This window comes from Flavobacterium hiemivividum (genome assembly GCF_004349145.1).
GTDB lineage: Bacteria > Bacteroidota > Bacteroidia > Flavobacteriales > Flavobacteriaceae > Flavobacterium > Flavobacterium hiemivividum.
Window position 1 is genome coordinate 164,668 of the sequence record NZ_SMFO01000001.1, and the last position, 24,007, is coordinate 188,674.

At 34.8% G+C, this 24,007-nt stretch carries 17 protein-coding genes; 5 read left to right on the plus strand and 12 right to left on the minus strand.

Annotation, left to right across the window (positions count from 1 at the left end):
- Positions 1–225: 225 nt before the first annotated feature.
- The gene (locus E0F98_RS00715; protein WP_132108233.1) at positions 226–1,854 is read right to left on the minus strand and encodes a RagB/SusD family nutrient uptake outer membrane protein; all 1,629 of its coding nucleotides are present in this window, start codon (positions 1,852–1,854) and stop codon (positions 226–228) included.
- 17 nt (positions 1,855–1,871) lie between these two features.
- Entirely contained in the window at positions 1,872–4,958 is a 3,087-nt protein-coding gene (locus E0F98_RS00720; RefSeq protein ID WP_132108235.1) for a SusC/RagA family TonB-linked outer membrane protein, read from the minus strand.
- A gap of 193 nt (positions 4,959–5,151) precedes the next feature.
- Between E0F98_RS00720 and E0F98_RS00725 the strand changes: the two genes are divergently transcribed.
- Positions 5,152–5,823 (plus strand): ribonuclease HII, encoded by a 672-nt coding sequence (locus E0F98_RS00725; RefSeq protein WP_132108237.1) that lies wholly within the window; start codon positions 5,152–5,154, stop codon positions 5,821–5,823.
- 146 nt (positions 5,824–5,969) lie between these two features.
- On the opposite strand, the gene E0F98_RS00730 is transcribed toward E0F98_RS00725, so the two are convergent.
- From E0F98_RS00730 to E0F98_RS00745, 4 genes are all read right to left on the minus strand, one after another.
- Positions 5,970–7,547, minus strand: coding sequence for a SusD/RagB family nutrient-binding outer membrane lipoprotein (locus tag E0F98_RS00730; protein WP_132108239.1), 1,578 nt, complete (start codon positions 7,545–7,547; stop codon positions 5,970–5,972).
- A gap of 12 nt (positions 7,548–7,559) precedes the next feature.
- A complete protein-coding gene (locus tag E0F98_RS00735) occupies positions 7,560–10,688 on the minus strand; it encodes a SusC/RagA family TonB-linked outer membrane protein (protein WP_132108241.1) in 3,129 nt (1,042 codons plus the stop codon).
- Between the two features lie 443 nt (positions 10,689–11,131).
- Positions 11,132–11,833, minus strand: coding sequence for a lipoyl(octanoyl) transferase LipB (gene lipB, locus E0F98_RS00740; protein WP_132108243.1), 702 nt, complete (start codon positions 11,831–11,833; stop codon positions 11,132–11,134).
- A 135-nt stretch (positions 11,834–11,968) separates the two neighbouring features.
- Complete coding sequence (locus E0F98_RS00745) at positions 11,969–12,697, minus strand: hypothetical protein (RefSeq protein WP_132108245.1); 729 nt, start codon at positions 12,695–12,697, stop codon at positions 11,969–11,971.
- Positions 12,698–13,023: 326 nt separating this feature from the next.
- Between E0F98_RS00745 and lysS the strand changes: the two genes are divergently transcribed.
- Together lysS and E0F98_RS00755 are read left to right on the plus strand one after the other, a co-directional pair.
- Positions 13,024–14,721, plus strand: coding sequence for a lysine--tRNA ligase (gene lysS / locus E0F98_RS00750; protein ID WP_132108247.1), 1,698 nt, complete (start codon positions 13,024–13,026; stop codon positions 14,719–14,721).
- 277 nt (positions 14,722–14,998) lie between these two features.
- On the plus strand, positions 14,999–15,433 hold the full coding sequence (locus E0F98_RS00755; protein WP_132108249.1) for a WxcM-like domain-containing protein: 435 nt from the start codon (positions 14,999–15,001) through the stop codon (positions 15,431–15,433).
- An 82-nt stretch (positions 15,434–15,515) separates the two neighbouring features.
- Here E0F98_RS00755 and E0F98_RS00760 read toward each other — a convergent pair whose 3' ends face one another.
- The 6 genes from E0F98_RS00760 to E0F98_RS16140 form a co-directional block, all read right to left on the minus strand.
- The gene (locus E0F98_RS00760; RefSeq protein WP_132108250.1) at positions 15,516–16,775 is read right to left on the minus strand and encodes an alginate export family protein; all 1,260 of its coding nucleotides are present in this window, start codon (positions 16,773–16,775) and stop codon (positions 15,516–15,518) included.
- Between the two features lie 7 nt (positions 16,776–16,782).
- On the minus strand, positions 16,783–17,442 hold the full coding sequence (locus E0F98_RS00765; RefSeq protein ID WP_132108252.1) for an SCO family protein: 660 nt from the start codon (positions 17,440–17,442) through the stop codon (positions 16,783–16,785).
- 29 nt (positions 17,443–17,471) lie between these two features.
- Positions 17,472–18,245, minus strand: coding sequence for a formylglycine-generating enzyme family protein (locus E0F98_RS00770; protein ID WP_165929262.1), 774 nt, complete (start codon positions 18,243–18,245; stop codon positions 17,472–17,474).
- A 28-nt stretch (positions 18,246–18,273) separates the two neighbouring features.
- The gene (locus E0F98_RS00775; RefSeq protein WP_132108254.1) at positions 18,274–18,651 is read right to left on the minus strand and encodes a c-type cytochrome; all 378 of its coding nucleotides are present in this window, start codon (positions 18,649–18,651) and stop codon (positions 18,274–18,276) included.
- Between the two features lie 34 nt (positions 18,652–18,685).
- Positions 18,686–20,176: a copper-containing nitrite reductase gene (gene nirK, locus E0F98_RS00780; protein ID WP_132108256.1), complete on the minus strand. Its 1,491-nt coding sequence runs from the start codon at positions 20,174–20,176 to the stop codon at positions 18,686–18,688.
- 103 nt (positions 20,177–20,279) lie between these two features.
- Positions 20,280–20,471 (minus strand): hypothetical protein, encoded by a 192-nt coding sequence (locus E0F98_RS16140; RefSeq protein ID WP_243699176.1) that lies wholly within the window; start codon positions 20,469–20,471, stop codon positions 20,280–20,282.
- A gap of 308 nt (positions 20,472–20,779) precedes the next feature.
- Between E0F98_RS16140 and ric the strand changes: the two genes are divergently transcribed.
- Together ric and E0F98_RS00795 are read left to right on the plus strand one after the other, a co-directional pair.
- Positions 20,780–21,511, plus strand: coding sequence for an iron-sulfur cluster repair di-iron protein (gene ric / locus E0F98_RS00790; protein WP_132108258.1), 732 nt, complete (start codon positions 20,780–20,782; stop codon positions 21,509–21,511).
- Between the two features lie 302 nt (positions 21,512–21,813).
- Positions 21,814–23,916: a ribonucleoside triphosphate reductase gene (locus tag E0F98_RS00795; RefSeq protein ID WP_132108260.1), complete on the plus strand. Its 2,103-nt coding sequence runs from the start codon at positions 21,814–21,816 to the stop codon at positions 23,914–23,916.
- Positions 23,917–24,007 lie beyond the last annotated feature (91 nt).

The window sequence follows — 24,007 nt, forward strand, 5'->3', positions numbered from 1 at the left end:
CCTAAATATTAGACCGTATCAAAAATGTTAAATTTTTACTTTAATTAACAGGTTTGTCGAAAAAAGAACTTTTATACGGGTACCTAATTTGAAAAAACCTTTAAAATTTAATACAAAAAAAATATATACAGTAAAAAAAAAACAGCTACAAGAAATAAATCTTGTAGCTGCTTTTAAAAAATATTCTGATTGTTTAATCAGTAATTATTGTTTAGATTTTGTTGATTAATAACCAGGATTTTGTTGTGGCCTTAAAGTCGGATTAGCGTCTACTTCCAACTGTGGTAAAGGCCATATAAACTTAAAGTTATCATATGTAAAAGCATCCACCCCTAGCGCTCCCGCATAAGGACTCCCCAAAGCATATGCTGCTAAAGCAGGAGCTGCCGTAGCAAAACCAGCATTAGCAATTTTCGCAGGAATACCAGCAATTGGGAAAATAGGATCACTTTGTAACCTACTTATATCTGCCCAACGGCGACCTTCACAAATAAACTCTATTCTTCTTTCTTTCAAAACAGCACTCAACATATCAATATTTGTAGCAAAAGTAGCTGCCGTATAAGCCTGAGTACCAGGATTTGCTAATGAACGGTTTCTAACCGAATTTAATCGAGCCAAACCATTTACAACATCATTTGTTCTAGCATAGGCTTCAGCCATATTCAGTGCTACTTCAGCATATCTAATTATTGGAGCAGCATCAGTTTTATTGACAGCGTCTTTATACTTTTTTGTGAATTTTGTATTTGGATAATAAGCACTATTACCTGTAATCACCATTACGCCTTCTGCTCTTCTTTTGTCATCACTTAACCAAGTTGGATCTCTCCAGATAATTGGACTAATAGCAATTAAACCACGACCGTTAGCCGCTGCTGGAATTGGAGGGTGATACATACTTGGTAACGAACCATTTACACCTGGATTATTTGTAGCACCATTTGCAATTGAAAAAATTGATTCAGAATTGGAATTATTACTAGCAAAAGGAGTATCAGGATTAGCGGTCATAGTATATTTACCATCTAATTTAACACCTTCAGAAATTACCTTGTCCCATCTGCGCATGCTCAAATAAACTCTAGTTTTATAAGCAATAGCAGCTTCTTTAGAAATTCTTTCAATTTGTGCTGCACCAGCTCTTTTAGTTTTAGAATAAAGCAATTCTTCTGCATCATCTAAATCTTGCAAGATTTTAGTATAGCAATCAGCAACTGAATTTCTACCTTGAGCTAAACCTAGTTCGATATTTGCTGGAGTTGTATAAGGAATTTCTCTGTAAGGAACTCCTAAATTAGCACCATTATTATCTTGTAGTGGTCGTGCAAAGTGAATTAACAATTCATTATGTGTTATAGCTCTAAAAAATTTAGCTTGACCAATGTAATCATTTGCCAATTCTTGAGAGATAACACCATCAGCTGCAGCCTTAGTAACGCCATCAATCACAATGTTAGTTCTATTAATCAATCGATAACCATCCGCCCAATAATAAACATTATTGGCTGATGTAGCATCATAAGTACCCGTATAAGTAAGTTGATAAAATGCAGCTAAGTTAACCACATCTTCACCCCTGTTATCACCCTGTTGAATAAACGCTGAGCCAAATATATATCCCCTAGCTCCAGCTCCATTATAATTACCCAATTCAGCAGCATTATACATACCTGTAACAGATAAATCGATTAATGCTGGAGTTTGAAACGCAACATTTTCAGATATACTGTTAAAAGGAACTAACTCTATTACACTTTCTTCACTACAAGAAGTAAATAAAAGTGACACCATTGCAAACGGAATTACTAATTTAGTAATCGAGAATGATTTAAATTTATTTTTATTTTTCATTTTTTAATTATTTAAAATTAGAAACCTACATTAAGACCAACACTAAATATTCTAGATCTTGGAGTCCCATTATAATCGTTACCTAAAACTTCCATTTCAGGATCCAATCCTTTATAGTCCGTAATAATTAACAAGTTTTGTCCTTGTACGAAAAGTCTAAACTTATCTAATCCAACCTTATCTAAAACTGACTTAGGCAAATTATATCCCAATGTTATATTATCTAATTTGATGTAATCTCCTTTTTCAACAAAACGGCTAGAAGCTTGATTTATATTGATAGTAGTTTCTCTATCATCTCTTAATCTTGGAGTCCATCCATCACCTGGATTGTCCACACTTTGCCATCTCCCTAAAATTTCGGTACCATTATTATTAAAACCTTGAGATAATAGTTCACGTCTTGTCAAGTTATTAATTTTGTTTCCTCCACTAAAACGAAACATAAAACCTAAATCAAAGTCTTTGTAAACCATATTAGAATTAAATGCGCCAAAATAAGTTGGCAATATATTGCCTAAAACTTTTTTGTCAGCAGCACCTAAAGAAGAAGTTTTAGAAACATCAGTTGGATTTGCTTCATCAAAAACACGGTATGCTTGTGTATTAATATTTCCTTGAACTAATGTACCGTCTCCTTTAGTAAATACCGGGTTTCCATTAGCTGGATTTACTCCCCAATAATTGAAACCATATATTACATAAGGAGATTCTCCCTCACGCAATAAATTGTTTCCTGTGTTATAACTATTTGCATCTACGAAATTAATATCCTGTCCATTAACTAACTTATCAACTTTACTTTTCACTAAAGACAAGTTAGTACTAACTGTCCATTCGAAATTTTGGTTTTTAACAACCGAAGCTTCAATAGAAAACTCATGACCAGAATTTTTTAAGGACCCAATGTTTTGAGAGATATAATTCTCAGGAATACCTAACGACAATGGTTGAGGAACTTGTAAAATTAAACCATTCTGATTATTGATAAAATAATCGTACGTTAATTTAACACGATTTCCCCATAAAGATAAGTCAACTCCATAATCATATTTTACAGATGTTTCCCATTTTAACTGGTCATTACCAGCTTGAGAGTAGCCTATACCATTGTATTCTGCATATTTTGCATTGTTATACAACCCTAAATATGGATAGTTACCAATACTAGTATTACCAACTTCGGCATAAGAAGCTCTTAATTTTAAATCAGATACTACATCTTCTAATGAGCTCATAAAAGACTCTTTACTTATTGTCCAACCAGCAGAAACCCCCGGAAAAGTTCCCCATTTATTAGCTGTAGGCAAAGATGAAAGTCCATCTTTACGAATAGACCCTTGAAGGAAATATTTTCCTGCAAAATTATAATTCAATCTTCCTGCATAAGAAATAATTCCATTTTCACTGATACTACCTCCAGAAAGTTGAGTAGCATAAGATCCAGTAATCAATCCTTTATTAAAAAAAATATCAGACAAGCCATTACCTCCTCCGAAGAAAGAACTAACTTTCTGTTTTTGAACTTCATAAATTGCTACAGCACTAACGTTATGCGATTCACCAAATGTTTTGTTATAAGACAATACATTCTGAGTATTCCAACGGGTTAAATTCGTGAAATTATTTCTAACCGCACCAGCAATACTAGCACCGTCACCATTTATAGGATTTAAATAATTGAATCCTTCAGTTCCAATCGCATCAACACTTCCTTGAGTTTTAAAACTTAAACTTGGCGTAATTTTAAAATCAGCAAATAAACTTACCAATGATCTATCAATTTTAGATTTGTAGATATTATTATCTAATACGTAAACAATGTTAGGTAAGTTATTAGCAATAACAGATAAATTTTGTCCTTGCCCTACCGTTGAGCCAGTTATATTATAACCTGTTGGGTTATTACTATCATAAATTGGTGTGTTAGGTAATTGACGCATTGAATTAAAGATAAGACCTGATAATCCTCCAGCATTATCGTTTAAACCCTCATTTTCAGTTCTAGACAAAGCCATGTTAACACCAATGTTCAACCAGCTTTTTACCTTTTGATCTACATTACCTCTTACATTATAACGAGTTTGACTGTTAGATTTTGCAAGTCCATCTTGTGCATTATAACCTGTTGAAAAATAGTAATTTGTTTTATCTGTCGAACCAGAAAGCGATAAATTGTGATCTGTTTGAATGGCAGCCTGACGAAGAACTGCTTTTTGCCAGTTCGTATCAAAATCAGTTCCCACAGCTAAAATTGAAGCCCCTCTATTGGTTCTTTTTTCATTTTGAATGGTAATGAAATCTTTAGTTTTCAATAAATCCAAATAAGCGATTGGCTGTGCGATTCCCGTGTACGTATTGTAGTTCACTCTAAATTTACCGCCTTTTCCTTTTTTAGTAGTAATTAAAATTACACCATTAGCAGCTCTTGAACCATAAATTGCAGTTGCAGAACCATCTTTCAAAACCTCAGTAGATTCAATATCCGCTGGGTTGATATCCCCTAATGCATTTGTGTTAGCGTATCCTCCAACATCACCTGTAAAAATAGGAACACCATCAACAACAACTAATGGATAACTACCTGAAGTAATCGAGCCAATACCTCTAATTCTGATTCTAGGAGCTTGTCCTAAAACTCCTGAACTAGTGGTTACTTGAACACCAGCAGCTCTACCCGCTAATTGAGACTCAAAACTTGGAGTTGCAAGATTCGCAATTGCATCCCCTTTAATCTGAGAAATCGAACCCGTAACATCTCTTTTTCTTTGAGTACCATATCCTACAACCACCACTTCTTCAAGAGATTGTGACCCTGAAGCCAATTTGACATTTACAGTACTAGAAGCTCCAACAGTTATAGATGAATTATCCATCCCTATAAAAGAGAATACTAAAACATCACCTTGCTTTGCTCTAATAACATATTTTCCATCAAAATCTGTTTGAACTCCACTATTAGTTCCCTTAACAATAACGTTTGCTCCTGGAATTGGACCACTAGCATCCGAAACTACACCCGAAACAGTTTTCTCTTGTGCAAAAGAAGCCTGCATAGATAGCACCAATATCAGCGCATAAATCCATTTAAATTTTAATCTCATATACAATTTTGTATTAGTTAGTTAATGGCGCAAACATATTAGTATAATATTAACAAAGCATCATTTTTATTTAACAAAAGCATGTTGGTAATTAAAAATATTTTATTATAGAAAATTAGGATTTTATAAAAAAAATGCCAAATTATCACCATTAATCAAGTACAAACATTAATTTCGCAATAAATTTTTCAAAATGTTAAAATTATTCTTTTCCTCATTCATTTTAGAAGCTGGCACTGATGAGGCCGGTCGGGGTTGTCTTGCAGGTCCTGTTACGGCCGCTGCGGTAATACTTCCAGCCGACTTTGAGAATACAATATTAAATGACAGTAAGCAATTGTCTGAGAAAGCCAGAGAAAAATTACGACCCTTAATAGAACAGCAAGCCATCACATTTGCAGTGACTCACCTTGAGCCCTTAGAAATCGACGACATCAATATATTGAATGCCTCAATAAAAGCAATGCAGGAATGCGTATTAAAACTCGATCCACAACCCGAATATATTATTGTAGATGGCAACAGCCCGTTTATTCGAAAAAAAGGAATTATAAAGAGTAGTGGAAAGATCTTTACTCCAGCAGAAATTGAGATTTTGACATCCATCCCAAGTAGTAGTATTGTAAAAGGAGACTCTAAATTCATGAGTATTGCTGCGGCATCAGTATTAGCAAAAACATACCGCGACGAATATATGAATAGGATACATGAGGAATTCCCAATGTACAACTGGAAAAAAAATAAAGGTTACCCAACAAAAGAGCATCGAGAAGCAATAAGAAAATACGGTGTGACTAAGTACCACCGAATGAGTTTTAGATTACTACCCGTACAAACGGCCTTAGCTTTTGAAGGAACAGATTAATTCTTTCTAATAAATCAATAAGCCTTTTCTAGATATAAAAAAAGAGAGGATACTTTTCAGTATCCTCTCTTTTTAAACTAAATTCTTTCTTTCTTTCTAAAAAAGTAACTTCTATTACTTAGAATAGATTGAACTAAGTTAAATTTTTATTTAGCCCAAATCAACTTAGTAGTTAATTTATCACCTCCGATATTTAATGAAGCAGCCTTAACACTTTCACCATTTAACTGTTGTAAGTTTACTGGATATGTAAATCTTGCAGGCATAGAAGTTAAACCTCTTAATGCTTCAAAAGTATAAGTAGTGGCATCTGTTTCTGGATGCGGAGCATTTAACTCATACGATCCTCCTGGCTGAAGTAGCGTGTTAGGAAAACCAGTTCTTCTGTATTCAGCAAAAGCCTCATACGGCTGCATGAAAAGAGCAATATATTTTTGATTTAAAACATTCGCTTGACTTGCTGGCGCCAAATTAGCTAAATAAGTATTAATTTTTGCAGCAGAAACCGCCCAACGTTCCATAGAGGCTTTTACCCCTTTTTGGTAGTTAGCATTATCCCAGCCATTATTCTCAGACAATAGGAACTCCACTTCAGCGTATTCCATTAAGATTTCAGTGTAATCTTGTTTTAATACATTTGAACTCCAGAATGAAGTGTTTGGTCTTTGTGACGCCGCTAAAGAACTTGGAATTCCATAAGGCATACCAACATACTTCGTTAAATCGTCAGTTTCAGTATAAGAAAACGTTTTTACATCAGTCTTTGAAGCAGTTGTAGGCGCGGCATACTTTTGCAATCTTGGATCAACTCCAAATACTCCTAACTTCCCTTTTAACAAATCAACAAACGTATTTGTTATAGCAAAATCAGTTCTGTTACCTAAATAAAAATCTCTGTAAAAAGGACTTGGATTAATATCGTCTTTTTGGTAAGTAAGTCCAACATTATCGTCATTCGAAGTCATTACACCTGCAGCTATAGCTTCGGCGATATGAGTTTCGGCACCTGGCACAACACCTTTAACTCTGGTAGCAATACGCAGTCTTAAAGAGCTTGCGAATTTTTTAAGTTTTGTAGCGCTTTTAAAAAGATTATCTCCATTTGTGAAAACTGGCTCAGCAGTAACTATCATAGCCGAAGCTTCTTTTAGCTCCTTCAACAGATCTGCATAAATTTTTTGCTGTGAAGCAAATTTAGGCTTGATATGTTTAGCTAACTGCAATCCTTGAAAGTCAGCATCCTGATTACCATAAGAATAGTAAGGAACATCTCCGTAAACATCTACTAATTGTAAAAAAGTATAAGCTAACATTACTCTAGCAGCAGCGATCTGGTTATCATTATTTCCATAAGCTGCATTCAAAGCTTTAGTTGCTGGATTTGTATTTAAATCAATAATGGTTTTAAAATCCACCGCTGCTAAATAATAGTCCGTGTATAAACTTTGGTTTGTACCTTCTCTAAACTGGAATCTATCTTCTTCAGTATAGTTTCGTTGTGCTGAATATTGAACCCAAGGCAAGGCCATTCTTCCAGAAGAAAAACTTCCTCTTGATTGCGTCATTAAAAAAGTAACCGCACCATTAAATACTCCGTAAGCCGGAACTCCTACAATTTCTGGCTGATTAGGATTAGCATTAATTTCGTCTAATTGATCAGTACAGCTTACGGTTGTTGCCAGTAATGCTACTATTGATACTATCGATATGAATATTTTTTTCATCTTATTTTATTTTTAGAATTTAAATTCTAGATTCATCCCATATGTTCTAGTTGATGGCAATGAACCACCTTCAAGACCTTGAGTATTTCCACTACCATAAGAAGCCATCTCCGGATCCATTCCATTCCAATCTATTCCCCAAGTAAATAAATTTCTTGCGAAAAGTGAAAATCTAATAGTAGAAAACAAAGGTCCAATCACTTTTTTAGGCATGCTATATCCAAAAGTAACTTCTCTTAATTTAACATAACCTGCATCAAAAACATTCAATGCATCAACACCAGCATAGTGACTTTGAGCCCATTCTTGAGCACTTAGAGTAGAAGTGTTTTTTGTACCGTCTTCATAGACTGCATCTACAATAATACCATTTTCTCTGATTCCGTTAGCAGCTGTAGCTTCTAACATACCTGAATACGTTCCCCACATGTGTGAAGTAGAAAAATAACTACCCCCTTTTTGCATATCAATTAAGAAACCAAAATTAAAGTCTTTGTATTTGAAAGTATTTCTTATCCCCATATTGTACTCAGGAGTAATAGTACCTAATGATTTTTGTGCACTTGGAACGTAGTATCCATCAGCATCAACAACTTTATTTCCATTGGCATCATACGTAAAGTCAGTACCAAAAATTTGACCATAAGGCTGTCCTGTGATAGCTAATAATCTAGCTTGAAAAGGAGCAGTACCAATTGTTAATTCGTTAACACCATCAATTAATTCAATTAATTTATTGTTGTTTTTAGCAAAATTCCAAGTGATATCCCATCTAAAATCTTCTGTTCTTACAGGATTAAGCGTTACTGTAGACTCAATACCTTTATTTTGCATTTTTCCTGCATTAACTAACGTGAAGTTAAAACCTGTAGCAGGATCAACTTGAACAGGAGTTATCAAATCAGTTGTAGTTGCATCATAGTAAGTTACATCGATCCCAACTCTTCTGTTAAACAAGCTTAACTCTAAACCTACCTCTTTTGTCGTTTTTAATTCAGGAACGATAAAAGGATTATTTGAAGTACCTGGTTGACTATATCTTGGTGCACCTTGAAAAGGAGTACTTGTGTCAGCAAAATTAGCTAAGCTGTATGCTGAAGTACTGTTTCCAGCTTGAGCCCAACCTCCTCTAATTTTACCATAATTCAACCATGAAAGATCTGTTAATTCTGAGAAGATAAAACTTCCTGTAGCAGAAGCATAATTTACAGATTTGTAAACAGTACTAAACCAGTCACTTCTATCTGTAACTTCTAAAAACAACATATCTTTATATCCTAACGAAACAAAACCATAGATACTATTCGTTCTAGTTCTTTCGTCCAAATTTGTAGCCAATGCAGGGCTAGAACTATTAGATAAATTATAAATATTTGGAAGTACTAATCCACCTACAGTCTGACCAGTTACCCTTGAAAAGCTATAACTTCTTCTATTTGCTCCAGCAAAAGCGTTTAAGCTAAAATCACTAAATTTTTTATCATAATGCAAACGACCTTCATAATTAAAATCAGTCAATGTTCTTGCATTTGTAGAAAAACTTGAAGTTGCTTGAGAACCTATAGCAACTCTTTCATTGATATTAAATGAATAAGTATCTCCATAAACATTACCAACAGCATATAAATCCGGAGTAATATTATAGGTTATTTTTCCATTACCATATACTCTGTTTCTTGTATCAGAAGATGTATTTTCATTAATAATCCAATAAGGGTTATCAGAGTAGTTAGGAGTTCCATCATCCCAAGCAACTCTATTCCAAGATCTTTGTTGACCATTAGCCAATTTATAATCTTTTAGATCATTGAAATCCAACTGTCTTTGCCCCCATTGAAAGAATTTCTGAGCCAAACCATTATCACCGTATCCTACCTCTGGTCTATTAAAACCTCTTGTTTGAACGTAAGTTGCAGAACCTTCCACTTTAAGCTTATCGCTCAACTGAGCATTAGCATTAAGCGAGAACGTGTTTTTTGTCAAAGTTGAATTAGGAACAATTCCTTCCGTTTTTTGATTAGCATAAGAAAATCTCACGCCTGAATCTTTATTAGATCTTGTAAAAGACAAAGAGTTATTTCTTGTAACTCCTGTTCTAAAAAAGGAATCAACATCATTTTCAGAAGCAAGCCATGACTTTTCTTTTAAATAGTCATTAGAAAACTCTGGGTCAAAAGCATTCCATGGCAAATATTTTAAGTTAGCATCATATTTAGGCCCCCAGCTTTCATCTGTTGCATAATCAGCAATATTATATGTTTGACCGTTTATAACTTGTTGCTCAAAAGTCGATGCGCTTCCACCACCGTACTGTCTTTGCAATTTTGGCATGATATAAACAGATTCGAATGTAATACCACTATTAAATGATATCTCCGATCTACCTTCCCCATTTTTACCAGATTTTGTAGTATATAAAATAGCTCCATTACCAGCTCTACTTCCATAAAGCGCCGCAGCTGGACCACCTTTTAATACTGTCACAGATTCTACATCGTCAGGATTAATATCTGCTGATGCATCACCATAATCTCTACCTCCTGCACCTCTTTGAGTAGCGCTTGAGTTGTAATTTCCATTATCTAAAGGAATTCCATCAATTACAATTAATGGTCTATTTTCTCCTGTTACAGATCCAATTCCTCTAATAACTACTCTAGTTGAACCTCCCATTGTAGAAGGAGATGTTACTTGCAAACCTGCAACATTCCCAGACAAAGCAGAAACAGCATTATTTGTTCCTCCTTCACTTAGAACACTACCTTTTAAATCTTGAGCAGCATAACTAAGAGATTTTTTCTCTCTTTTAATACCCAATGCCGTAACAACGACTTCATTTAACTCATTAGCTGAGTCTTTCATCACTACATTAATTGTAGTCGAAGCACCAACAGTAGCTACGAAATCTTGCATACCTACAAAGGAGAAAACTAAAACGTCACCAGCTTTAGCCTGAATAGCGTATCCACCATCAAGGTCAGTTTGAGCACTTTTACCACTCCCTTTTACGACTACATTTACTCCAGGAATTGATCCTATCGCATCCGAAACAACACCTTTAATCGTTTGCTCTTGTGCAAAAGCAAACTGAATTGACAACGCCAGTATCAGCGTATAAATCCATTTAAATTTTAATCTCATTATCTGTCTTTTTGAATTAATTAGTTCACAAAAATCCCAATAAAACCTCAAATAAATCCTACCTCGCTAACATAAAAAACAAAGTTTAACTTTAGCATTCAAAAAAATCACACAAATTGTTAAAAAAAAGAACTTATCTAATTTTATTATAATAAAAAAGATATTTAATGAAATTAAAGTTTTCGCAGCAAACCTCTATTTGGCGGGGATTACGCATCGATAAGGGTTATTATTATGTTAATTTAACAACATATTTATGTTAGCTACTTGCGAACAAACCAATATTATGCACTCCCTAAATTATAGATAAAAGTGCGAATTTTATTAAATTCGAAAAAAATATATGGCATAAAAAAAATAGATTGAAACGGACATGCCGTCGCAATCTATTTTTTCAAAAAGTTAAGCTAACTCTTAGATATACTTTTACTTTTTTTCATAAATTAATTGACCAACTCACTTTCAAAAAGTGTCGAAAAATGTTTTACTATTTTTGATTTAATTTCCTCTTCATCCACTTTGTCCACACCAAGTTCTACATGTAAAGAAGTTACGGCTTTCCCGCGAATCCCACAGGGAATGATATTATCAAAGTAACCCAAGTCAGCATTTACATTTAATGCAAACCCATGCATGGTAACCCAACGCGAAGCGCGAACGCCCATCGCACAAATTTTTCTAGCAAATGGAGTCCCTACTCCTAGCCAAACTCCTGTCTCACCTTCGCTGCGAGAACATTCGATTCCATACTCTTGTAAAGTAAGAATAATAGATTCCTCAAGAAAACGCAGGTATTTATGAATATCAGTAAAGAAGTTTTCTAAGTCAATAATAGGATAACCTACAATTTGCCCCGGACCGTGATAGGTAATATCACCACCGCGATTGATCTTGTAGAAAGTAGCTCCTTTATCTTCCAATTGTTTTTCTGACAACAGTAAGTTAGTCAAATCACCACTTTTTCCCAACGTGTAAACATGTGGATGTTCCACAAACAAGAAATAATTTGGAGTCTCTAAAGTAAGCTCCTCTCGCCTATTCCTGATTTTAAGATCTACAATTCCTTTGAATAACTCTTCTTGGTATTCCCAAGTTTCTTTGTAGTCTTTCTTTCCTAAATCTTGAAGTTGGATGGTTTTATTCATTTGTCATTGCTAGGAACGAGGCAATCTCTTTTCGTTCACTTATTTGTTAGCTGCAAAGGTAGTATTAATTCTTGTTTTAGGCCAAGAAGACATAAAATCACAATGGATAACTAAAGAATAATTCTAAAACTATATTTACTCCAAAACTACTTCTAGCGCTGTAATTTCAGGGTTTTGCAAGCAATCGCCTAAAAGAAATTCTATTTTTAAAGCTTTTCTATCTTCACTTATTTTAGCATTGGGATTTGAAACCGATTTTATTTTTCGCAGAAAATGGTAGTTCAAAACATAGGATTGACTGATTTTCGCTGTAGAAAATTGCTTCTTTATTTCTGAAATTTTACTCTGCTCTTTTTGCAGTTGTACTGAATCAGTAATCGAAACTATTCTCCTGAAAATAGTTCCGTCAAACGAATAACTCACTGCATAATAATGCTCCTCGGCAGATAAAGCGTAGTTGTGTGCCAAATCAGAAGCATAGTTCTCTGTTTTATATAAGTCCGGAACCGCTTCGATTGTCCCGAATTTCTGCGAAATAACGGTGCGAAATTCTTTTTCGTAAGAACTTTTTTTGATATAAACTTTTATGTCCTTGAATTTATTAAAAATAGCTTTTTCAAATGCCGGAAGACGAGAATAATTATCAGAATATTTTGTGATATAATCCTTAAAAGCATAAGTTGTATCGACAAATTTTTCTTCTCGGGAATAATTTCCACCTACTAATTGCATATAACTGTGTTCGTCACGAAGTTGGACTACTTCTATGGTTCCGCTTCCGTCCTCGTTGAGATAAATGGTCTCATTAACTTGGCAACTACTTGCAATAATTAGCACTACTAAAAGGTAAAAGTATTTTTTCATTTTGTTTTCTAAGTCAATATTTACAGCTTACGGCTTGGTTTAATTTTTTATAAATGTAATTAATTTCCGATGATCTATCGTTTTTCATTTTTGAAAACGTTTTTAAAATCAAAACCGTCTAGCATAGCCCTGATCGAGCCGATATCCTCCCAGTCCCGACGCTTTGGGACTGGGAGATTAAGGGGAGAGCAGGACAAAATACAATTGAAAAAACACAAATTTGTGCTCCTGAAAATAGAACTATTAAGAATGCAATTTTAAGACTTTATGATTTTGCAATTTTAAGACATAAAGACTATCTTTGCGCTCTTAAAAAACAGCACAAAATGGCCTTATCAGAACAAGAAATCATCCGAAGAGAAAAACTTCAAACCTTACGCAACTTAGGAATCAATCCTTATCCTGCCAATCTTTTCCCAGTAAATCATACTTCGAAGCAGATAAAACAGGAGTTTGAAGAAGGTAAGAAGGTAATTGTTGCCGGGCGTTTGATGAGTGTGAGAGATCAAGGAAAAGCTTGTTTTGCCGAATTGCAAGATAGTGACGGCCGTATTCAATTGTACGTCAACCGTGATGTTTTATGTGAAGGTGATGATAAAACTTTGTACAATCAGGTATTTAAAAAATTAACCGATTTAGGTGATTTTATTGGTATCGAAGGAGAATTATTTACTACGAAAGTGGGAGCACAATGCATTCGCGTGGATGGATTTACTTTTTTGAGTAAAACATTGCGTCCGTTGCCATTGCCAAAAGTAGATGAGGACGGAAAAGTACACGATGCCTTTAACGACGCTGAATTGCGTTATAGAATGCGTTATGTAGATTTAACGGTGAATGAGCATGTGAAAGAAACGTTTATCAAGAGAACAAAAATGTTCAACGCGATGCGTTCTTTCTTTAATGATAGAGGATATCTTGAAGTAGAAACTCCTGTTCTACAACCGATTCCTGGTGGTGCTGCAGCGCGTCCGTTTATCACGCACCACAATTCACTAGACATGCCATTGTATATGCGTATTGCTAATGAGTTGTATTTAAAAAGATTGATTGTTGGTGGTTTTGAAGGAGTTTATGAGTTTTCGAAAAACTTCAGAAATGAAGGAATGGACAGAACGCACAACCCAGAATTTACCGCTATGGAAATATATGTAGCCTACAAAGACTACAACTGGATGATGGAATTTGCCGAAGACCTTCTTGAGCACTGCGCAATTGCCGTTAATGGAACGAGCGAAGCAACTTTTGGAGAGCATAAAATCAACTTTAAAGCTCCATATGCACGTGTAACGATGACTGATTCTATCAAGCATTTTACTGGTTTTGATATTTCAGGAAAATCGGAAGCAGAGCTTTTTGATGCCGCAAGAGGCATGGGAATTGATGTGGATGCAACAATGGGTAAAGGAAAATTGATTGATGAGATTTTTGGCGCTAAATGCGAAGGAAATTATATTCAGCCAACATTCATTACTGATTATCCGAAGGAGATGTCACCCTTGTGTAAAGAACACAGAGACAATCCAGATTTAACGGAGCGTTTTGAATTAATGGTTTGTGGTAAGGAAGTAGCAAATGCTTACTCTGAGCTTAACGACCCAATTGATCAACGCGAACGTTTTGAAGAGCAAATGCGATTATCTGAAAAAGGAGATGACGAAGCGACAGGAATAATCGATGAAGACTTCCTTAGAGCATTAGAATACGGAATGCCCCCAACATCTGGTATGGGAATAGGAATGGATCGTTTAATTATGTATTTGACTAATAATGCTTCTATTCAAGAAGTGTTGCTGTTTCCTCAAATGAGACCAGAGAAAAAACAAGTTCAACTAGAAGAAGACGAGAAATTAATTGTTTCTTTATTACAGTCGAATGAGAACCAAATGGAATTTGGTTTACTAAAAATAAAATCAGAATTGAGCGGTAAAAAATGGGATAAAGCCATGAAAAACCTATCTGCACTTGGAATGACTGAAGTCGTAGTTGATGGAGAAGGTAAAGCGTGTCGCTTGAAAGGGTAATTTTAACTACATCTATTTATAAAAAAAGGAACTTCGTGATGGAGTTCCTTTTTTTATACGATTCGACTTATTCTCACGGTTCCTTGTTGCCAAATTCTACCAAATTATTATCTAAATCATTATTCAACGAGTCAAGAGCAACGTATAAAAAACAGTTACAAACTGGTAGGTGCCGTATTGAAATCTCTCTCCAAAATCGTATTATTGTGGCTAATTTTTATTGTCTACGAATTCGTTCTTGAATCCATTTAGATTAATAAAAACATTTAAATTGATTATGAGTCAAATAGAATTAATTGAAGGGGAAATCTTCAATGATTATCGCGGTCAGATTTCGTCTATGAACAATTTTAAATTTGGTAAAATAGAACGTTATTACTTTATTCATCATCCCGATCCTTCGATAATTAGAGGCTGGCACGCGCACCAATTTGAAAAAAAATGGTTTCAATGTGTAAAAGGATCCTTTACTTTAGCTTTTGTAAAAATTGACGATTGGGACAAGCCATCAAAAGATTTGCAGCCTGAAATTTTTGAACTATCAGAAGCAAAAAGCGAAATAATATGCTTGCCTGAAGGATATGCTAATTGCATAAAAGCACATAAAAAAGACAGCGTTTTATTGGTTTTTTCTGGAAAACGAATTCCAGAAGCTTATGACGATTCTTGGCGTTATGAAGCAAACACTTGGGTAGACTGGTCAAAATATTAAGTTATTTATTCGAAAGTAAAAAAAGACTGAACTAATCATTTAGCACAGTCTTTTTTCCTGAATTAATTACCCTTGAATGTATTTATTTAATCCCAAATAATCTTGGATTGATGTTGACCATGACCCAAACCCAGTTGTTTGTATTGTCAGCATTTCCTCCTTTTAGCCTTTCTAAGGTTGATGAACCAAACATTTGAGAATATCCCGCCGAAGCTACGATGTCTTTTTGCAGCGCATAACTTGTCGTAAAATCGACTTCCGTACCTAAATAGCTGTCCATTTTAGTACTGGAGGCATCCAAAACAGTATTGGGAGCCGAGAAAACATGCGGAATTAAAGCAAACTGCCATTTGTTTTGAGCGTAACTTAATTTCAAATATGCATCACTTAATCCAACACTATTCTGATGATTTCCTACGTAGAAATAATCCATAAATCCATTAAATCCGTGATTGGTTCCAAAAAGAGGTGTGAAGGATTTAAAATCAGTACTCATGTCGTTTTGGTCTTTTCCAGATAGGAATTCATAGCCTAATGCCGCTTTAAACTTGGATGTAACGGCATATCCTACATTTGCAGCAGCATAAAAAGCATTCACATCAGTACCGCTGCTTTTTCCTCTTTGCATATATAAACCCACATTAGTATCCCAGTTCTTTTCCTTGTAGGAAAGATAGGTTCCAAAAGTTTGCTTATAATCTACCTTCAAATCGGTGATGGTTTTTGCATATTCATAACCGGTATTCAACAGCAACAAACTTATGTTCAATTCACTAAATTGTGTATGATACCAAGCATATTGCATGGATTTATAATTAGTAATATAAGGCGTAGTGGGTGCCACCAGATTCTCGGCATTTGTATTTAATGCGAACCCCAAGTCCAGCTTGTCGCTATTTTTTTGAAAAGAGATGACTGCAGCATCGTGGCTTTGTCCTTGTTGCGCCCAGTCAATTTCTCCTAAGATGCGCTGGTTATCATATGAAATTACTTGACGCCCTATGCGTGCACTCCAGTTAGAATCAAAATTATATTGTGCCCAAGCTTCAAATACAGCAATTCCATTTTTATCAGAAGTGGTAGTTGTAGCAACGTCTCCCCAAGTGCGTATGTTTTGAAAAGTCAATTTGGCTTTCAGTTTTTCCTGTGCGTAGTTCAAGTTCAAACGGGAACGCTGGGATACAAATGAGGCTGCATCTACTTCGTCTGGCATCAGGGTTTTAAATCCATTTCTATACTCATATCTTGGTCTAAGCTGTAGACTTGCGTCAAATTCTTGGGCATAACTACCTATACTTACCATTCCTAAAAATGATAAACCTATTGTTTTTAATAATTTCATGATTGATTTAATTTAGCTTTTCAGCTTCTACGGTAATTTTGTTGATAGTTTCATCTGAATTTACTCCTAAACCTTCTTGTTGATAGGCCAGCTCCCCTTCTGCGTTAAAAACGCTAATAATATTAGAATGAGAAAAATCTAAAGGAGAGATTTTCTTGTAGTTTACTGCTAAAACCGCGGCAAACTCACGAGTATTCTCTTCCGTAGAACGTAGAAAAACCCATTGATCGCCCTCCATTTTATTTTCGATAGCAAATGATTTTAGCCTTTTTGGAGTATCGACGCTAGGATCAATACTTACTAAAACGAATTTTACATTGTCTTTTATTTTTGCAGGGATGCGCTGCTCAATATTTCTCATATCAGCAACTAATCTTGGACAAGCCGCTTTACAAGAAGTATAAATCATAACCATCACAAGAACTTTCCCTCGTAAATCGACCATTTCAATGTCTGTATTATTTTGGTCTGTCCATTGAGAAGGTAAATTGTAAATCGATAAGTCTGAAATAGGTTTCACGGCAGCTTTTTCTACTTTCTTTTCGTCTAACTTATCTTCTGCTTTTACTTTATTACATGATTGAAGTGATACCAGAAGTAGGACTAAACCTAAAAACAGTCTGATGCTCCTATCACTGTAAAATTTTATATTTTTATGTGATTTCATTACTTTGAATTTTTATTGATTTTTCAGTGCTATTTTTTATCTTTTGCACATCTAAAACCAAGGTTTTTAGTAGTATAACTTGCTTTTAGACTTCCTCTAAAAGCATAACGCATAAAAGCGGCATAGTTCATCAAATCGGTTGCATTTACAGATGCGCTTCCGCAAAATAGATTCTTATCTGAATCTTTGTCTTTCCTGGATTCTCCAGAAAGAAAAATACTGTTGAAGTCTGAAGTCCATTCCCAAACTAATCCATGCATATCATAAACACCCCAATAGTTTTTGAATGTTTTCCCTACAGGATTGGCATAAGTATTTGGCTTTTCATACCAAGACATTATATATTTATTGAAGCTTTCTTTGGTACGTGCATCGATTCGTTTTTCATCGGCCATAGCCACATATTCCCATTCGTCCATAGTAGGCAATCGACCACCTTGACATTCGCAATATTTTTTAGCGGCAAACCAGGAAACATTTGTTACTGCTGCATTGCTTAAGTTCTTTTTACCGTAATTAAAATCGCTTTCCCATTGCGATAGGTAGCTTTTGTCAGCAAAGATTCCTTTTATTTTAGAACGACTGTTTTCTGGGTATTTTTTTAAAAACGCTAAAAATTGAGCATTAGTTACTGGGTAAGCGTCAAGATAAAAAGCTTTAACTTCTACTGGTTCTTTAGTTGTGGCACCATAGAGGGGAACAAAAGCTCCCCTTTCTATAGTAACCATTTTAGACTCTTGAGCCCATAGCGATGCTGCTATTAGTGATATAAATAATGACAAAACTATTTTCCTTTTTAACATGGCTATTTTTTTATTGGTTTTAAATGTATTATTTTCTTTGGGCTTTAACCATTGCTGGTGTTACAACCGTTTTGTTATTTCCCCAGCTTGCATAAACATAGGTCATTACATCAGCTGCTTGTTGATCACTTAAAGTTTGAATTGGCATTTCACCATTAAATTTTTTGCCATTTACTGTAATTGGTCCCTTAAGTCCTTTTACAACTCCTTTAATTGCTCTATTTACATCTTTGTTTAGGTAATCTGACTTAGCCAAGGGAGGAAAAGCACTAGGAATTCCTTGCCCTGTAGTTTGATGACAAGCGATACAAACTTGACTATAGATTTTTTTTCCTTTTTCAGCACTTTGACTGTATCCTTGTACGGCTAGTGCCAACATTGCGATTGAAAAAATATACTTTTTCATGTTTTAATTATTTAGTATTAGTAATCTTGATTTATTATTCGTGAATATCTTTCACTTTTGGAGTAGGTTTAGCTCTAAGCGCTTTTACTTTTGCAGGGCTTACAACTGTTTTATTATTTCCCCAACTGTTATATACATAAGTGATAACATCAGCTACTTCTTCATCAGTCAGGTTTTGACTTGTCATCACATTATTATACTTTTTACCATTCACCGTAATTTCTCCGCTTAATCCGTGTAATATAGCATTCACTGCACGATCAGCATCAGCATTTAAGTAATCAGACTTCGCTAGCGGTGGGAAAGCATTTGGAACTCCTTGCCCTTCTCCTTGGTGACAAGCAAAACAAGTTCTTCCATACAATTCTTTACCAGAACTAATTTGCTGTGCAACTGTTTTTGCTACAGTAGGTTTTGATGTGCCATTCACTTTTGGCATATTTTGAATTGTTCCTCCTTCAGGCAAATAAATTCCTTCTTGAATAGTTCCAGAATATACTTTTTTGTTATCGTCTCCTTCGACTTTTAACATCCCCAAAGCTCCTTTATTGAAAGCTCTAAAGATAGAGTGATCTACCAGAATAAATGTACCTGGAACATCTACTTTAAACTCAACTATTGCAGCACCACCAGCAGGAATCAATGTTGTTTGAACATTTGTATTAATCAAATCTCCACCTTCAATGTGCACTTTGTCGAATATCTCACCAATTGCGTGAAAAGAAGACACTAAGTTAGGACCACCGTTACCCATATAAATACGTACTGTTTCTCCTCTTTTGGCAGTCAATGACTTATCACCTGTTAAAGCTCCTACACTACCGTTAAAAACTACATAATCTGGTTGTTCTTTAATGGCTTTATTCATGTCGAATGGCTGATTTCCTGGTTCTCCATAAGCACCTTTAGTATAGAAATCTCCTTGCATTACGTAGTATTCCTTATCAACTGGAGGTAAACCACCTTCTGGCTCCACTAGAATCAAACCATACATTCCATTTGCGATGTGCATTCCTACCGGCGCTGTAGCACAATGGTAAACATACAAACCTGGATTTAATGTTTTAAAATTAAATACTTTTTCGTGTCCCGGTGCTACAAGTGAGGAAGTCGCTCCTCCTCCTGGTCCAGTCACCGCATGTAAATCGATGTTGTGCGGCATTTTATTATCCGGATGGTTTTTCAAATGAAATTCTACTTCATCACCAACGCGTGTTCTAATGAAACTTCCAGGAACTGATCCGCCAAATGTCCAATAGGTATATTTCACACCATCTACCATTTCGCCTTCTTGTTCTTTAATTTCCATATTTACCACCAGTTTCATCGCAGCACGATCTCCAACTGGTTTCGGTACAAAGGGCGGAGCTGTAAGTTCTGCCGTCTGTTGCCCTTCTACTTTAATATTTTCATAATATTTTGCATCTTTATCATCTTTCTTAGCACAGGAAAACACTCCGAATGCGAGAAGAAATACAACAGCAACTAGCTTACTTTTTTGGGTAAAATTGAATTGAGTCCTCATAATAATTGGGTTTGAATTTATCTTGATTTATAGTGTAAATTTAAAGGATGTTTTTGTCCTTTATTATGACATTTATCATGTTCTTAACTTTATTTTAAGAATTTTATTTCAACAGAATTAAAAGCGCAATAATCAAAAGTAAGGTGGAAATTAAACTCACTTTCCAAAAAGAATTCGCCTTCTTTAATTCCATAACATCAAACGCAACTAATAAGAATTTAATTCCTATAAAAATTAAAAAGGTGACCAGGGTTCCTCCCAAAAAGAATGCTCTTGCTTGTGATTTTGAAAGCATAATTGTCAGTTTTTGTTAGTTAATAATAAGCTGTTTGTTTTTAATAACAGACAAGTATGTCTTTTATTAGGATAATGCAAATTAATGGCATAAAATAAATTCAAAATATGATTAAAATCATATTCGATCTATTCTTTATCTAAAACCTTCTATTATAAAAAATAGAGAAGAAAATTGTTTTATAAACTATTATAAAACAACAATTTATCAATAAAAAGTTGTTTGTAATTTTATTAAGGATAAATTTGTCTTTTATTCAAAAATTAGATTACATTTGTATAAATATTTATAAAATAAAAACAATAATTATGGAAACTTTAGAGAAAATAACAATTGGAGAATATGTAGCAAAAGATTTTAGAACCGCAGCAATATTTTCAAAATACGGTATTGATTTTTGTTGCAAAGGAAACAGGACGATTGAAGAAGCATGCGATAAAAAAAATATTGATACAAATGAAATAATGCAACAGTTAGACACTGTTTTAGCAACTAAGAATGATAACGCTATTGATTTTAAATCATGGCCATTAGATTTACTAGCAGATTATATTGAGAAAACGCATCACCGATATGTAGAAGAAAAAACACAAATTCTACTGCCATTTTTAGATAAACTATGCAAAGTACATGGAGCGAGTCATCCTGAACTATTTGAAATTAACAAATTGTTCCTGGGTTGCGCTGGAGAAATGGCACAACACATGAAAAAAGAAGAGTTGATGTTATTCCCTTTCATCAAGAAAATGGCAAAAGCAAGTCTTACAGATGAACTTATTGCAGCGCCTCATTTTGGAACTGTAAAAAATCCTATTGCGATGATGATGGCCGAACATGAAGCGGAAGGGGATCGTTTTGACAAAATTGTTTCACTAACAAATAATTACACACCGCCAGCTGATGCTTGTAGTACGTATAAAGTGACTTTTGCAATGTTGTCTGATTTCGAACAAGATTTACATAAGCATATTCACCTTGAAAACAACATTTTGTTCCCAGCTGCTGCACTTTTAGAAAAGAAATTCGCTGCTCAAGAATAAATATAAAGTCCCAATAATACATACCCGAAGACTAACCAAAATAATAAGTGGATAATACCTTTTTTACCACATAGAAAAATAGTGAAACAATATAATTTAAGGCATCTCGAGGAATCATTTATTCATAACAATTGGGCTTCCTGACTTAAATACAATGCCTTTCATTTATTCCTTCAGTTTTATGATTCTATGTGGTTTTTTTTTCAAAAATCACAGAATAAAACCTTTTTCAGCTTCGCTCCACTTACTGCGGCAGTCAAGATCGAGACAAAAAAACGAACTAACCAAAAACAACCACCGCTATGGAGAAATACGTTATCAAAAGAAACGGCGAATGCAAACCCTTCGAACCCTTTAAAATTAAGGACGCTATTGAAAAAAGTTTTCAAAGTGTTTCCATAGCAATTGATGAAAACATTTTTGAAAATGTTCTTTTTGAATTAGCGTCTAAAGAAACCTGGGCTGTTGAGGAAATTCAAGACTTAATAGAGAAAATACTTTTCGAAAAAAACTATTTTCAAGTGATGCGTTCCTTTATGTTATTCAGACATACTCGCAAATTACAACGCGAGCACTTGCATGGATTAAATGCAGATACAACCTATATAGACAGCACTCAAACGATCAAAGAGTATATTGAACAAACAGATTGGCGCATTAATGCTAATGCCAATACCTCCTATTCTAATGCGGGTTTGGTCAATAATGTTGCTGGAAAAATCATTGCTAATTACTGGCTGGATCAAGTATATACTAAGGAAGAAGGGTATGCACACCGCAATGGAGATATTCACATTCATGATTTAGATTGCTTGACTGGCTATTGTGCCGGCTGGAGTTTGCGTGTTTTACTAAACGAAGGTTTTAATGGCGTTCGCGGACGTGTAGAAAGTAAAGCGCCCTCACATTTCAGAGAGGCTTTAGGCCAAATGTCAAATTTTCTTGGGATTTTGCAAAGCGAATGGGCCGGAGCGCAAGCCTTCAGTTCCTTTGACACTTATTTAGCTCCTTATGTATTCAAAGATAATTTGCAGTTTGATGATGTACTTAAAGCCGTTCGTGGCTTTGTTTATAATTTGAATGTTCCTGCCCGTTGGGGACAATCTCCTTTCACCAATATAACTTTAGATTGGGTAGTTCCCGATGATTTGAAAATTCAAATCCCAACGAAAAATGATTTGCATTTTTTCAAAAATAACACTGATGAATCCATTTTGGCTAGAGCCAAAGAACGAGGCGTTACAAAATTGACCCATTTGCGCTATGAGCATTTTCAGAAGGAAATGAACCTCATCAATAAAGCTTATTATACAGTGATGACCGAAGGTGATGCTAATGGCCAACCCTTTACTTTCCCCATTCCCACAGTAAACATTACAGAAGAATTTGATTGGAACGGTGAAAACACCGATTTGCTATTCGAAAATACAGCCAAAATTGGTTCTTCTTATTTCCAAAATTTCATTGGTAGCCAATACAACTTAGATGAAAATGGTAATAAAGTCGAAAACCCAAATGCCTACAAACCCAATGCTGTTCGCAGTATGTGCTGCCGATTGCAATTAGACCTACGCGAATTATTAAAACGCGGAAACGGACTTTTTGGTAGTGCCGAAATGACAGGAAGTATAGGCGTTGTAACTATTAACATGGCACGTTTAGGTTATTTATTCAAAGGAAACAAAGCCGAGTTATTCCAACAATTAGATCGATTATTATATATTTCGAAATCTACTTTAGAGAAAAAGAGAGTCTTTATCCAAGAGATGTACGACCGAGGTTTATATCCCTATACCAAACGTTATTTGCAGCATTTTAGAAATCACTTTTCAACCATTGGCGTCAACGGAATGAACGAAATGATATTAAATTTCACTGATAATAATGATAATATAACCTCTCCTACCGGAATTGAATTTGCTTCTGAAATATTAGAACACATTCGGGGTCGAATGAAAGAATTCCAGGAAGAAACAGGAAATCTATACAATCTGGAAGCCACTCCAGCAGAAGGCACGACCTATCGTTTTGCCAAAGAAGACAAAAAACGTTTCCCAAATATTTTTCAAGCGGGACAAGAAGAAAACATCTATTATACAAACAGCTCACAGATTCCAGTAAATCACACCGAAGATCCTTTTGAAGCCTTGTTTTTGCAAGATGAATTACAATGTAAATATACAGGCGGCACTGTCTTACATTTATATATGAGCGAGAAAATCAGCTCACCTGAGGCATGCAAGCAGTTTGTTAAGAAAGTTTTATCCAATTTCAAATTGCCTTATATTACCGTAACTCCAGTATTTAGCGTTTGTCCAGTTCATGGATATTTGAACGGAGAACATGAATATTGTCCAAAATGTGATGAAATTATTATTGAGAAACAGAAAAGCTTAACGGTTTAAAGATTTTATAATTTATGGTGGTTTCCTACAAGGTTTTTCCAAACCTTGTAGGTATTAGTCAAGCATAAGTAAGATAGCTTTCTTGTTCAAA